The organism is Romboutsia sp. (assembly GCF_051659545.1).
Taxonomy (GTDB): domain Bacteria; phylum Bacillota; class Clostridia; order Peptostreptococcales; family Peptostreptococcaceae; genus JBOFOR01.
The window spans coordinates 20,867-33,309 of sequence record NZ_JBOFOR010000289.1 but is presented as its reverse complement, the minus strand read 5'-3'; the positions used below and the strand labels follow the sequence as shown (position 1 = coordinate 33,309).

Annotated in this window: 13 protein-coding genes and 1 riboswitch; of the genes, 4 read left to right on the top strand and 9 right to left on the bottom strand. The window is 27.4% G+C overall.

Annotated elements, in window-relative coordinates; all coding sequences use genetic code 11:
• Window position 1: 1 nt before the first annotated feature.
• Window positions 2-1,318 (bottom strand): amidohydrolase, encoded by a 1,317-nt coding sequence (locus tag ACRC03_RS17285; RefSeq protein ID WP_438653845.1) that lies wholly within the window; start codon window positions 1,316-1,318, stop codon window positions 2-4.
• A gap of 208 nt (window positions 1,319-1,526) precedes the next feature.
• A complete protein-coding gene (locus ACRC03_RS17280) occupies window positions 1,527-3,941 on the bottom strand; it encodes a PAS domain S-box protein (RefSeq protein WP_438653844.1) in 2,415 nt (804 codons plus the stop codon).
• Window positions 3,942-4,156: 215 nt separating this feature from the next.
• Between ACRC03_RS17280 and ACRC03_RS17275 the strand changes: the two genes are divergently transcribed.
• Together ACRC03_RS17275 and ACRC03_RS17270 are read left to right on the top strand one after the other, a co-directional pair.
• Window positions 4,157-4,588 (top strand): MarR family winged helix-turn-helix transcriptional regulator, encoded by a 432-nt coding sequence (locus tag ACRC03_RS17275; RefSeq protein ID WP_438653843.1) that lies wholly within the window; start codon window positions 4,157-4,159, stop codon window positions 4,586-4,588.
• A gap of 5 nt (window positions 4,589-4,593) precedes the next feature.
• A complete protein-coding gene (locus ACRC03_RS17270) occupies window positions 4,594-4,992 on the top strand; it encodes an HsmA family protein (protein WP_438653842.1) in 399 nt (132 codons plus the stop codon).
• Window positions 4,993-5,069: 77 nt separating this feature from the next.
• Here ACRC03_RS17270 and ACRC03_RS17265 read toward each other — a convergent pair whose 3' ends face one another.
• Window positions 5,070-5,654 carry a helix-turn-helix domain-containing protein gene (locus ACRC03_RS17265; RefSeq protein ID WP_438653841.1) on the bottom strand — a complete coding sequence of 195 codons (585 nt, stop codon included), beginning with the start codon at window positions 5,652-5,654 and terminating at the stop codon, window positions 5,070-5,072.
• 79 nt (window positions 5,655-5,733) lie between these two features.
• Window positions 5,734-6,558 (bottom strand): MerR family transcriptional regulator, encoded by an 825-nt coding sequence (locus ACRC03_RS17260; RefSeq protein ID WP_438653840.1) that lies wholly within the window; start codon window positions 6,556-6,558, stop codon window positions 5,734-5,736.
• 100 nt (window positions 6,559-6,658) lie between these two features.
• Between ACRC03_RS17260 and ACRC03_RS17255 the strand changes: the two genes are divergently transcribed.
• Window positions 6,659-8,011, top strand: coding sequence for an MATE family efflux transporter (locus ACRC03_RS17255; RefSeq protein WP_438653839.1), 1,353 nt, complete (start codon window positions 6,659-6,661; stop codon window positions 8,009-8,011).
• Window positions 8,012-8,093: 82 nt separating this feature from the next.
• On the opposite strand, the gene ACRC03_RS17250 is transcribed toward ACRC03_RS17255, so the two are convergent.
• On the bottom strand, window positions 8,094-8,711 hold the full coding sequence (locus ACRC03_RS17250; protein ID WP_438653838.1) for a hypothetical protein: 618 nt from the start codon (window positions 8,709-8,711) through the stop codon (window positions 8,094-8,096).
• 222 nt (window positions 8,712-8,933) lie between these two features.
• Between ACRC03_RS17250 and ACRC03_RS17245 the strand changes: the two genes are divergently transcribed.
• Complete coding sequence (locus ACRC03_RS17245; protein ID WP_438653837.1) at window positions 8,934-9,113, top strand: DUF1450 domain-containing protein; 180 nt, start codon at window positions 8,934-8,936, stop codon at window positions 9,111-9,113.
• Window positions 9,114-9,184: 71 nt separating this feature from the next.
• Here the strand turns inward: ACRC03_RS17245 and ACRC03_RS17240 are convergent, their stop codons facing one another.
• From ACRC03_RS17240 to tnpA, 4 genes are all read right to left on the bottom strand, one after another.
• Complete coding sequence (locus tag ACRC03_RS17240; protein ID WP_438653836.1) at window positions 9,185-9,856, bottom strand: YczE/YyaS/YitT family protein; 672 nt, start codon at window positions 9,854-9,856, stop codon at window positions 9,185-9,187.
• A 100-nt stretch (window positions 9,857-9,956) separates the two neighbouring features.
• A riboswitch (purine riboswitch) is annotated at window positions 9,957-10,058 on the bottom strand.
• A 59-nt stretch (window positions 10,059-10,117) separates the two neighbouring features.
• Window positions 10,118-10,483: a hypothetical protein gene (locus ACRC03_RS17235; RefSeq protein WP_438653835.1), complete on the bottom strand. Its 366-nt coding sequence runs from the start codon at window positions 10,481-10,483 to the stop codon at window positions 10,118-10,120.
• A gap of 153 nt (window positions 10,484-10,636) precedes the next feature.
• Window positions 10,637-11,800, bottom strand: a complete 1,164-nt coding sequence (locus tag ACRC03_RS17230) for an RNA-guided endonuclease InsQ/TnpB family protein (RefSeq protein ID WP_438653834.1) — start codon at window positions 11,798-11,800, stop codon at window positions 10,637-10,639.
• A complete protein-coding gene (tnpA, locus tag ACRC03_RS17225; RefSeq protein ID WP_438653833.1) occupies window positions 11,797-12,198 on the bottom strand; it encodes an IS200/IS605 family transposase in 402 nt (133 codons plus the stop codon). The genes ACRC03_RS17230 and tnpA overlap by 4 nt, the downstream gene beginning before the upstream one ends.
• Between the last annotated feature and the right edge of the window lie 245 nt (window positions 12,199-12,443).

Genomic DNA, 12,443 nt, shown 5'->3' with positions numbered 1-12,443 from the left:
ATTAGTCCTCCACTTTATACGTATTAGTTTTGTTTATGTTGTTTAATAAATTTATATAATCATCAAAGGTAAGATTTCTCTTATAGTTTGATACTATATTTTTTGCTTTTTTACAGTCGTCTTGTAATAAATCTATTACTGTTTCTGTAAAGTATTTAATCGGTAATTCATAAGCTAAGCTTTCATTTTCTGTTCTAAAATCATTACCATGAATTCTTCCTGCAAATCCTGATATACCAATTTGAACAGTAGGTAGTACATAAGATAAATCTCCGATGTCACCACTTGCAAAAGAATGACAGTCTTTAAGAATTTTATCTTCATCCATAAACTTAAGCATATTTTCTTTGATTATTTCTGTAAGATATTTGTCTTGTGTAAGTGGTAAGTATCCTCCAGTGTTAGTTATTTCTACTTCAGCTCCAATTGCTAAAGCTCCACCTCTAAAGGCTTTATCTATTTTTGCATTAACATCCATGATAGCATCTAATGTTTTTGCCCTTATATACATATCTATAACTACTTTATCTGGTATACTATTTACACTAGTTCCACCTTCACTTATTACATGATGAACTCTAATGGCATCTTCTTCTTTGAAAGTTTCTCTTAAATAAGCTATTGCACTTAAAGCAACATTTGCTGCATTTAATGCATTTACACCATCACATGGATTAAGACCAGCATGTGCTGAAACTCCTCTAAAAGTAATTTTCTTTCCTAAAAATCCATTTAAGCTAGAATTGACTTCTGAATAATACCTATCTGTAGGAGGCATTGAATGACATGATATTACTAAATCTATATCATTAAACGCATTTAATTTTACCATCTCTTGTTTTCCAGATATGTAAGAAAGTTTATTTTCTTTTACTAACTCCTCACGATAATCAAAATCACAATACTCTTCTGCTGGTGTAGCTATAAAAGATACTTTACCGCTAATATTTTCTATAATATTAGATTCTTTTAAAGCTACAAATGTACCTAACATCACACCTATTTGTGCATAATGACCACATGAATGAGCACAATTATCTTTTTTGCCTAGATACTTGTGTTCTGTACTTGGTACTGAATCTAGCTCACATACTAATGCAATATGTGGTCCATCTTTTTTTGAATCTAATGTTGATTTTATTCCTGTTATCGCTATATCTGATTGATAAGATATATTGTATTTCTCTAAAACTTCACATATTAATTTATTAGTTTCATATTCCTTGAAACCAAGTTCAGGGTTTTTGAAAATATCTTCACTTAAATTAATCATTTCATTTTTTATTTCTTCTATTGTATTTAAAACTTTATTATTCATAATACACCTCTATATCGAACGTTAAATTTTATACTGTATTTTTAGTTCGAGTAACATACTAATTATATCATTTCTGAATTATTTTTCAACATTTTTCGGCATTTTACGTGTTTTTTTATATTTAACCTATTTCTTCTTCCATATAATGCTAAAATGCTAATGCATAATCAATACCTATTTTGATTATGCATTAGCATTTTTAAATTCTTTATGAATATATATCAGAAAATTCTATATTACACTTTTCTATTTGATCACTCTTAGAAATTTCTCTATTTAATGTAATTTGCGAAGTATCATCGATAATTCTTACTGGTAATTCAAAAATAAACTCTGTACCTACCCCTAATTCGCTATCTACATATATACTTCCATTTTGAAGTTCTACTAAAGATTTTACTAAAGATAGCCCAATTCCACTACCTTCACATTTTCTATTTAAACTGTTATCTATTTTTTTAAATCTATCAAATATTACATCTAATTTATCCTTAGATATTCCAACTCCATTATCCTTTACAGATACTTTTACAATTTCATCATCTATTTGTAAATCCACATAGATACATCCATTAGCATCAGTATATTTTGTTGCGTTAGATAGTAAATTTAGTACTACTCTTTCTATCTTTTCAGGGTCACATGCAATTATTTTTTCTTCGCAATTAGTATCAAATATTAAATTTATGCCTTGTTCCCTAGTGTATTGAGCTACGGATAAAGTAATATTTTCTACTATATCTACTATATTGTAATTTCCTAATTGTAACTGATAATATCCCGATTCAATACTCGTAATATCTATTAAGTTATTAACTAACCTTAATAACCGATACGAGTTTTGCTTTATGTAGTTTATATGAGATTCTAAATTTAAACTTTCATCCCAAGTTATTTTCTTATTTTCAACATTTTTCTGCATAAGTTGCATAGTACCTAGTATTATATTAAGCGGAGTTCTAAATTCATGAGATATGTTTGCAAAAAATTCATTCTTTAAACTTTCCATTTGAATAGCTTTTTCTAAAATTTTCTTTTCTTCTTCTTGCTTTCTTTGTTCACTAAGATCTTTTGCTGTAATTATAAACTTTTCTTCATTTCTTAAGATTTTATAATTAAGCTCTACCCATTTATAACTTCCATCTTTACAAATAAGTTTACTCACTAAATATCCAGTGTCTTCTCTTAATCCTTTAATGATTTCTTTATACTCTTTCTTAAATTCTGAATGGATTATGTCTAGTATATTCATAGATAATAGCTCCGATTCAGTCCATCCCAAAGCTTTGTGCCAATTGCTATTTATATATTTTATTTCTCCATTTATATTTCCTCTGGATATAAGATCTACAGATATATCTAATAAAAGCTCCAGCTCACTTTCTATTTGTTTACGCTTTTCAAACTCTTCTTGCATCTCTTTAGACAAAGTATGGCTCTTAATCATAGTAGCTAAGTTTTCAGATACAGTCTTTAGATAATCTATTTTATTAAATTTCACAGTATTATTTTTCAAGAATTTAAGTACTAAAAATCCAATAGTTTCATTATTAAATTTCATATTATAAACACCCATGTTCTCGATAGAATTTTTTTGCATATGATTTTTTAGTACTTCATCATCTATATCATTAATATTTATGATATTATTTACATAGTCATGATTATTTAGGTTGTCAAGTTCTTCTACCTTAATTTTAAGTAATCTCTCATCTAGTTTATACTTATTTTCTAAACCACTATTTATATTTATATCTATATATGAGTTTTCTCTATTGACCAATAAAAGAGAAACACCATCACACTCAAAATGATTTAATATATTTTCAGTTATATTGTTCAATAGATCATACATACTATTGTTTGTATTATTTTTCATAAGTATATTATTTAAATTGTTTATTTTCTTAGCATTAATATACATTTCATTCTCTAATTTTTTTTGTAGTGTTATATCTTTTGTAAATCCAACAATATATTCTACTTCGTTATTTTCATTAATAATGGGTGCCTTGTATATCTCCACCCATAATTCTGAATCATCTTGTTTTGAATAATTTTCTGTTAACTGATACTTTCTACTTTCAATAACTTCTCTGTCCATATCAGTAAATTCACTGCACTGCTTATTATCCCAATAGTCTCCCGTTTTTTTACCAAGTATATTTAATCTATTATCTCCTAGTTCCTTTGCATAAGACTCATTTACATATACATACTCTCCATCCATATTTTTTAACCAACAATTAAGTAGTATACTTTCTAGGATTTTTTCTAATTCTTCTCTTTTATATGATTTTTCACAAATATCTTTAGATACTATAATAATAGATTCTTCTCCTTTAAAAGTATCTATTATTACTTCACTATATACAGATATTTTTTCTCTACATTTGGATAATAATTCTAAACTAATATTTAATTTTTTATTTTTAGTAATATTGTCTATATCAATATTTATACTTTTATTTTTATTAAAGAATATATTTTTAATATTAATATTTTTTAATTCTTCTGACTGGTATCCAAGTTTGAATAATATTCTCTTGTTGCAAAATTTTATGTTATATTTTTTATCTAATATAATTATATAATTATCTATTGTTTCTAATATATTTTCCATACTTCCCCCATATCTGACAAATATATTACAAATAAATTTATCACTTTTTTGTGTTTTCCTCTTATTTATATTAAACTATATCATTAACTTAAGTAAATAACTTTATAAAGCAACTAATGAAGCATTAATGTAAAAAAGTTCGCATGAAAACTATTGACTTTAGTCGCGCAATGAACTATATTAGTTTGCATAGGAACTATTTTGGAGGTGATGCTATGAGTATAAATTGTGATACATTTAGAATTGCAATGCTATTAAAAGAGCTTTACTCAAAGACAATGTATTCCATTGAAGATAGCTTCAAAGAAAATGGATTAACACATCAACAAATCATTGTCATTAAACTAATTGCACATAATAAAGAACTTACTATCTCTGATTTATGTGAACAAATGTCTTTAGCTAAAGGTACTGTATCAGGAATTGTAACTAGGCTTGAACAAAATGACTTTGTTGAAAAATTTAAAAAAGAAGACGACAAAAGAAATACTTACCTAAGATTCACTAAAAAAGGTATGGCATTTACTTTCAATTTTAGAGAGAAAATCCAACATAGTTTTGATGGCATCTTTGAAAATTGTACAGACGAAGAATTAAATGATTTAGTCTCAAGTTTAAGAAATATATTATCTAAAATTAAGGAGTGATTATTATGGATTCAAAATTAATAATAGCAATAGTATTTATTACTTCAGCTCTTCTACTTTACACTGTAGGTGTATTTGGTGAAAGAAGATCTAATACTTTAAACAAAAAACACGTTATAATATTCTGGTGTGGATTAGTTTGTGATACATTAGGAACTTTAACAATGGGGCAAATAGCTAAAGCTTCTGCTGGAATTGCAACATCTGCGTTTACTCAAAATCTACATGGTATTACAGGATTCCTTGCAATAGTGCTTATGTTATTCCATGCAGGTTGGGCAACTTATGTTTTAGCAAAAGGTGATGAAGAAAAGAAAAGATTCTTCCATAAATTTAGTATAGTAGTTTGGACAATATGGCTTGTTCCTTACTTTATAGGTATGGTTATAGGAATGATGGGATAATTCTATATTATATAGAACTTACTATTTGAGTTTAATAGGACTTAGTACTTGAGGGAAATTCAATTTCCCTCAAGTCTTTATATAGTTTGATAATATAGTCCATCATTTGTACAATAGAAATACAATCTTCCACGCCCTTGTTTATGGAATCTAAATTGCATATCCCATTCAGGATATTGCTTTACTATAAGAGCTCTATCTCCCCTAACATAAGCTATAAAAGATATATAATGTTCTTTTTTCATTTCATGTTTAGTAGTTACAAATAACTCATCTTCTACAGGCTCTATATCAAGTAGATGTTCATCTTCAGCTTTTTTAGCACTTAATGCTTCTATTACTTTACCGCAACATGAAATAGTTGCCTCTCCTGTTGCAGTCATCAAATTATTACATTGTGGACACACATAAAACTTTAATTTATTCATATTGCCTCCTACTGATTCGTTTAAATTTATTTCTCCAGATAAAATTCCATCAACACTTATTTCAAGTATTTCTGCCAATTTAGGGAGTAAAGAAATATCAGGACACCCTAATCCTCTTTCCCATTTACTTATTGTTTTATCACTTATATTCATGGCATCTGCAACTTGCTTTTGTGTCATGTTTTTTTCTTTTCTTAATTTATATATTAAACTACCTATCTTACTACAATCCATTGGCATCACCTCTATTAATAATTTAAACCATCTCGATATATTATTCAATAAACGAACCGTAGAGTTAAAATCTCTAGAACTAACAATCCATTAATAGCTTTACTGGAATTTGAACTTGAGTAACATACTCATCTTCTGTATCAGTTTCATATATATCTATTTTATATATTTCTATTGGATCTCCAAGCACTACATAATTATTAGCTTTGATAAATTTATACATCATAGGGAGTACTCTAGAAGATTGCTTATAATCACCTCTATATGTATACGTTACATAATACCCCTCATCTAAAATAAAATTAGATCTTACCGAGTCATCTTCTATAAAACATAGTATTGATTTATAGTTATTATACACTCCTCTATCAATACTTTTTGAATCAAATACTCCTCCAAAGTTACTATTTCCTAAAATGTAAAAATTTTCTTCTAGGTTTTCATTTAGCCTTTGTATTAAATAATCAACATTTTCAGTAAATTCTCCATTTGTTTTTCTCGCAATAGCCTTTCTCTTGTTGATATAGATAAGCTCTATTCTATTAACATTAGTATTATCTATTGCGTTATTTATTGATTTTAATCTTTGATTAATACTATCCTTATGCGTTAATAATTCTTCTAACTTTTGCTCTATTAAGCTCAATTCTTCTTTTAACATTTTTTTAGTTGTTTCTATATTTCTATTTTTTAGGTATTCTTTTATTCTTTGCATTGAAAAATCTAAACTTCTAAGCTCTTTTATAAGGCTTAAATTACATATATCCTTGATAGTGTACATTCTATAAGTATTTTTATCTCTAGTAGGATTTAAAAGTCCTAATTTCTCATAATATTTTAAGGAATCTCTACCTATTTTATATATTTTCGAAAGTTCTCCTGTTTTATAATATTTTCTTTTCATAAGTTGACCTCATTTGCTTATTATAATAATATTGTTAAAGTTGTTGACTTGAGTATTATACTCTAGTTTATATTCTACTTTATGGGATAGGAGGTTATCAATGGAAAATTCAAAAGATTTAAAATCATTATTTAAACAATATGTAATACCTTCAGTAGCTTCAATGTGGGTATTTTCTTTATACTCTATGGTAGATGGAGCTTTTGTTAGTAGGGGTGTGGGTAGTGAAGCCTTAGCTGCAATAAATATATCTATGCCTTTTATTAACACTTTATTTGCATTATCAGTTCTTTTTTCTACAGGAGCATCTACAATAGTTTCTATTACTCTTGGCAAAGGTGATACTAAAAAAGCTAGCGAATATTTTTCATTAAATACTGTAGTTTTAGTATTAATATCTATTGTAATGATTGTAGTTTCTTTATTAAACTTGGATAAGCTATGCTTATTTTTAGGGGGTACTGAATCTACTTTCTCTTATGTAAAAGGTTACTTAGGAATTATCATTCTATTTATACCATGTTACCTAATTTCATATAGTCTAGAGCTACTTATTAAATGTGATGGCTACCCTCACCTTTCAACTATTGGTGTTGTCATCTCTGCTATAACTAATATAGTTCTTGATTATATATTTGTTATTAAATTAAACTGGGGTGTAGAAGGAGCTGCTCTTGCTACTGGAATAGCTAGAGTATTTTCAATATCATTTTTCTTGATTCATTTTTTAAAGAGAAAAGGAAAGCTAAGATTTTGCAAATTTAAATTTGATTTTAGTTTTATAGGGCGTGTAGTAAGCATCGGTTTACCTGATTGTACAACTGAGGCTAGCTTAGGTATTATTGTTTTGTTATTTAACCAATGTATTTTAAGATTTATAGGAGAAGATGCATTAGTTAGTTATAGTGTAGTCTGCTATATTAATACTCTTGTAATATCTACTATGATGGGGGTTTCTCAAGGTTTACAACCAATATGTAGTTTTTATTATGGAAAAGGAGACTACAAATCAGTTCTTAATTTATTAAAAATAAGCTTAAGTACTATTAAAAAAGCTTCAATAATAGGTTTCTTCGTAGTTATAATTTTTTCAGAGGCTATTACTAGTATGTTTATAGATAAATCTAATCTAGATTTATTTAGATATACAGTTTTAACTCTTAGAATCTCTTCTTTTGCATTTTTAATAGTTGGATATAATATAATAGTATCTGGTTTTTGTGTATCAACAGGGAAATCTTTCTTTGCAAGTATTATTGCTTTAGGTAGAGGGCTTGTTATTATATCACTAACTTTAGTTGTTATGATTGTTTTATTTGGTGGTAAAGGTATATGGTTGGCTACTTTTGTATCTGAATTAATAATATTCGTAATAGCTAGTTTAATACTAAATAAGAGAAAAAAAGAGTTGAGTTCTATGTGCAGTGAAGATCTTAATCAGATTTCTGCTTAAATTAAAAAGGTATTGATTTATTTTTTAATCAATACCTTTTATAAATTCCAATCTTGTCTATAAAAATATTTTATAACAAAATTTATTTATTTAATTTTAACTTGTTGTATTTATCAATAAGCGCTTTAGCTCTTTTTTCTATTTCCTCAGAATCATCTTTTTCTATTAAATATCTACCAACAACCACACAATATGCACCATTTTCAAACCACTGGTCTATATTATCTATGTTTATTCCCCCTGCTGGCATTACATCAACAAATTTCATTATTGAATTTATTATTGATATATATTTAGGATTTAATATCTCTGCTGGATATAGTTTTATGATATTATTACCTTTATCTTTTTCTTGCTTAATTTCTGATAATGTCATACATCCTGGTATATACGTTAAACCCTTTATGTTCTGACAAGCCATTTCTATTCGATAGTCACTATATGGAGTTGTTACATAATTTACACCTAACTCTATAAGTTCTTGTGCTACTAAAGTATCTGGAATTTCTGCTACTCCTATTAATAAATCTGGATAATTCACTTTTACTTTTTTTACTACTTCATTGATATTAGGAGTTGCATAATTAATTTCAATCCCTTGAATTCCACCTTTTACACATGCACTTATATACTCTATAGCTTTTTCGGAACTTTTAGCTGTGATAGCTGCAATTACACCTATACTTTTTAATTTTTTCATCCTTATTCCCCCCATTATTTGTTAATGTATTTAATTAATATTTTATAGAATAAAATAAATTAATCAATAGTCTATCTTATATATTTATAATAAATATTATTTATTTACTAAATTTAAATTGAAATTTTATTATATTTTGTTTTAAGTTAAGAAACTGGGGTATATATCCAATATGTTAATATAACATAATTAATTTAATCAATCTTTAGGAGGAATACAACAATGATAAGACTTTGTCCAGCATGTTCTGGTATGGATATAGATGAACTAAGAAAAGCCCTTTTAGGGGAAGAATTTGAAGAAGGTTGTATAGGTACATGTGGAACTGATTTAATAGGAGAAATAAATGATGAATTAATAACAGCTGATTCTCAAGAAGATTTCATAGCAAAGTGTAAATAAAACTATAAAAAAGAGGGAGCTGTATTGGCTTCCTCCCTTTTGTCTTCAATGTAATTATTTTATTTAATTTACTATGATACAACTTTACCTTTATATACGTTTACAATATCATTAAATGTATAGTGATTATTTACATCAAAATCATAATTTAATACTTTTGCCCAAAAAGTAATCATATGACCCAATGTTAAGGCTGTTATTATACTTCCTATTCCAATAGGTCCACCAAGTAGCATTCCTAAGAAAAATACACAAACCTCTATAATAGATCTTATTTTATTAACATCTTTATTTGTAGCTGTTACTAAATATTCCATAAATGAATCTCTAGTTCCTACACCTATTCTAGCTTTTAAAGATAATACTATACCAAATCCGGCTAGCGCTATGCTTAAAAATAACATTACAAATTTAAATAATACAGTTTCTGGTGTTTGTATTCCAAAAGTAAATATCAAATCTATAAATCCACCTACAAGTATAACATTTAATATAGTTCCTATACCTGGTATAACCCCTTTACTCCAAGTATATATAAGAAATATTAACGCTATTATTTGTGATGCTTGACCTATTGTTATAGGTAAATAGTTAGTCATCCCCACTTGTAAAACATCAAAAGGACTTGCTCCTAAGCCACAAATTATACCTAGCGTAGCTCCAAGACTTAATACGAACAATCCTATCATATTTATAGTTATTCTTTGTAACCATTCTTTCATAGTAAGTGTAGTTTTTGTCATTTTTACTCTCCCATATATATATATTTATTAAAAAAAGCCCCTGTCAATTAAATTGGCAGGAGCTTATCATATACTAAAATACCGTACTACTATATAGTAGAACTTAGTCTATAACTCCTGTAGCTAGGCCATTTAAGGTAGCCTTGTAGAAACTTTCGGTCCATATTACCAAATTTATACAGGTTGTATGTTTTTTCTAATTATATAACAATGGTTCGTATTTTTCAATGTTTTTATAAAAATATATTTATATATAAAAAACTAATTATTGATATCCCTTATACATTCCTTTTTATTAGCAGTAATCATAAATATAACTGCGGTTAATATAAGAACTATTAATACTATTGGCAATGTATACTTTGGTACATAAGTACCTGTGAATAATAGGAAGTATTCTATAGGTCTTGATATTCCCTTATTTATCAAGAATAGTATTGGTATTTGAGCTCCTATTAATGCAATGTATGTGTATACTTTTGAAGAAACAAACATAGCCATTGTAGAGAATGCTATAGATAATATATATGTAAAAATTACAGAAAGTATTATGTATTGTCCAAAGGTTAAATCAAACCAAGATATATTTCCATTGAATACTGAATTTACACTACAATTCCAAAACATATAAGTATTATTGCTCTTATATATTATGACACTCTCCCCATAGCTAAAGCAAGGGGTTTCTTGGTGGCTAGTCACTTACAAATATCTAAACGATAAATGCAGAGGTTTCTACAAAACCAAGCTACTTAGGACGGTGTCTTCGCCACTACTACCTTAAACAGTAGATACTTTTATATTTATTGGTTGCTTATGATTTATATTAAAGTCTACTAAATCATACTTATATTTTTTTCTTAATATATTCCAAGCACCAACTATATCTCTATGTGTTGAATATCTACAAGTACAACTATAAGCTCTACCTGTTGGTTTGTGTTTTTTAGAACACTTTGGGCAAGTTTGAGAAGTGAAATGTTCCTTAACTAATTTAACTTCCATTCCTTGTCCTTTAGCTTTATATTTAATATAGTCTTTTATACGACCATACTCCATTTGAGATATTTTTTGTCTATTTACTTTATTCAACTTTTTCTTTTTCTTAGTCTCTTTCTCAATTCCTTTTATATCACCTAAAACTATTTCACATACTTGTTCCTCCATACAGAAATCTATAAACTTCTTTGTTGTTTGATGATATAGATTTTGTAGTTGGTTATCCGTTTTAGTTCTTATCTTATTTTTCAATTTCCACAACTTCTTTGATTGTCTACTACCTTTTTTGCATCTACTTAACCTTTTAGATATATAGGCATACATTTTATTTCTAAATTGCTTAATACTTCTACCTTCTCTATTAGATATAACTAAAGCATTACCCTCATTCGTTACCGATGCTATTGAATGAATTTCACCCAAATCTACACCTATGGTATTAGTACCTTCGGCTATTGGATTAACTGTTCCATTATCAAATGTATAATAAAGATAATAACCGTTTCTCCAAACAATTTCGGCAGTTTTAATATTATCAATTCCAAAATCTAACTCTAAGTATCTGCCTTTAGACATAGATATTTTTAGATTTCCCATTACATTAGTGTTTATAGCACTATTTTTAAATGGAATTATATAAAACTTCTTTTCTTTATATGGATATTTAGCTCTTGTATTACCTTTTTTTCTAAGTTCTGCAATAGTTTTTCTATTAGCACTAAACTTATCACTTATAGCTTGTATCGTAGCACTATGAAGGTTGTATCTGCCTTTGATTAACTTTTGTATATCATAGTTACTTATCCATTTTTTATTCTCAAAGTAGTATTCTTTAGATATTCTCACAACTTCATTCCAGCAATTAGCACATTCCATTTGCTTTTCTCTTACTAACTCAAATTGAGATTGAGTTAGTTTTAGTTTTACTCTATGTGTTTTAATCATTTCTTTTTAGTCCTTACTTGTTGATTTTCAATATATTGCTTTACAACTTCAAGACTTACAGAACCTACTGTTGCACAGAAATAGCTATTAGTCCATAAAGTAGGCATAGTTGATTTTAAGTGAGGAAAATTTTTTCTAAGAACTCTTGAACTAAATCCTTTTAAGCCTTTCACGACTTTATGAATGCCATATCGATGGTCGCAAGATACTAACAAATTAACGTGATCTAGGTCAGTTTCCATTTCAATTATTTCAGCGCCTAAAGTTTCTGCTTTAAATGACAATATTTCTTTTAACATTTTTTCAACATCACCTTTTAATACAGGTTTTCTATACTTAGGACACCATATAACGTGATATTTACAGTCATAAGCTATATTATTATTTGATTTATACATTACAAATAACACCTCCTAAATATTAGTATAACCTGTTAGGAGTTATTTTACATTTGTATGTATAACATTTTAAAAAAACATTAAAACCTCGCCTTTCATCTCCCATAGCTAAAGCAAGGGGCTTTTCGGCAATCCTATGTAAGTATATTTTTTATTTTATAAGTTAATTTGTTATCCATCCTTTCATCTCAAATCCTTTCTGTTTGTTGTAAATTCTCAAGTATGTTCTTACAATATTTTAATTA

Bases quoted from the DNA above. Each gene is read 5' to 3' on its own strand.
- ACRC03_RS17285 (WP_438653845.1), bottom strand. From the start codon at position 1,318: ATGAATAATAAAGTTTTAAATACAATAGAAGAAATAAAAAATGAAATG.
- ACRC03_RS17280 (WP_438653844.1), bottom strand. From the start codon at position 3,941: ATGGAAAATATATTAGAAACAATAGATAATTATATAATTATATTAGAT.
- ACRC03_RS17275 (WP_438653843.1), top strand. From the start codon at position 4,157: ATGAGTATAAATTGTGATACATTTAGAATTGCAATGCTATTAAAAGAG.
- ACRC03_RS17270 (WP_438653842.1), top strand. From the start codon at position 4,594: ATGGATTCAAAATTAATAATAGCAATAGTATTTATTACTTCAGCTCTT.
- ACRC03_RS17265 (WP_438653841.1), bottom strand. From the start codon at position 5,654: ATGGATTGTAGTAAGATAGGTAGTTTAATATATAAATTAAGAAAAGAA.
- ACRC03_RS17260 (WP_438653840.1), bottom strand. From the start codon at position 6,558: ATGAAAAGAAAATATTATAAAACAGGAGAACTTTCGAAAATATATAAA.
- ACRC03_RS17255 (WP_438653839.1), top strand. From the start codon at position 6,659: ATGGAAAATTCAAAAGATTTAAAATCATTATTTAAACAATATGTAATA.
- ACRC03_RS17250 (WP_438653838.1), bottom strand. From the start codon at position 8,711: ATGAAAAAATTAAAAAGTATAGGTGTAATTGCAGCTATCACAGCTAAA.
- ACRC03_RS17245 (WP_438653837.1), top strand. From the start codon at position 8,934: ATGATAAGACTTTGTCCAGCATGTTCTGGTATGGATATAGATGAACTA.
- ACRC03_RS17240 (WP_438653836.1), bottom strand. From the start codon at position 9,856: ATGACAAAAACTACACTTACTATGAAAGAATGGTTACAAAGAATAACT.
- ACRC03_RS17235 (WP_438653835.1), bottom strand. From the start codon at position 10,483: ATGTTTTGGAATTGTAGTGTAAATTCAGTATTCAATGGAAATATATCT.
- ACRC03_RS17230 (WP_438653834.1), bottom strand. From the start codon at position 11,800: ATGATTAAAACACATAGAGTAAAACTAAAACTAACTCAATCTCAATTT.
- tnpA (WP_438653833.1), bottom strand. From the start codon at position 12,198: ATGTATAAATCAAATAATAATATAGCTTATGACTGTAAATATCACGTT.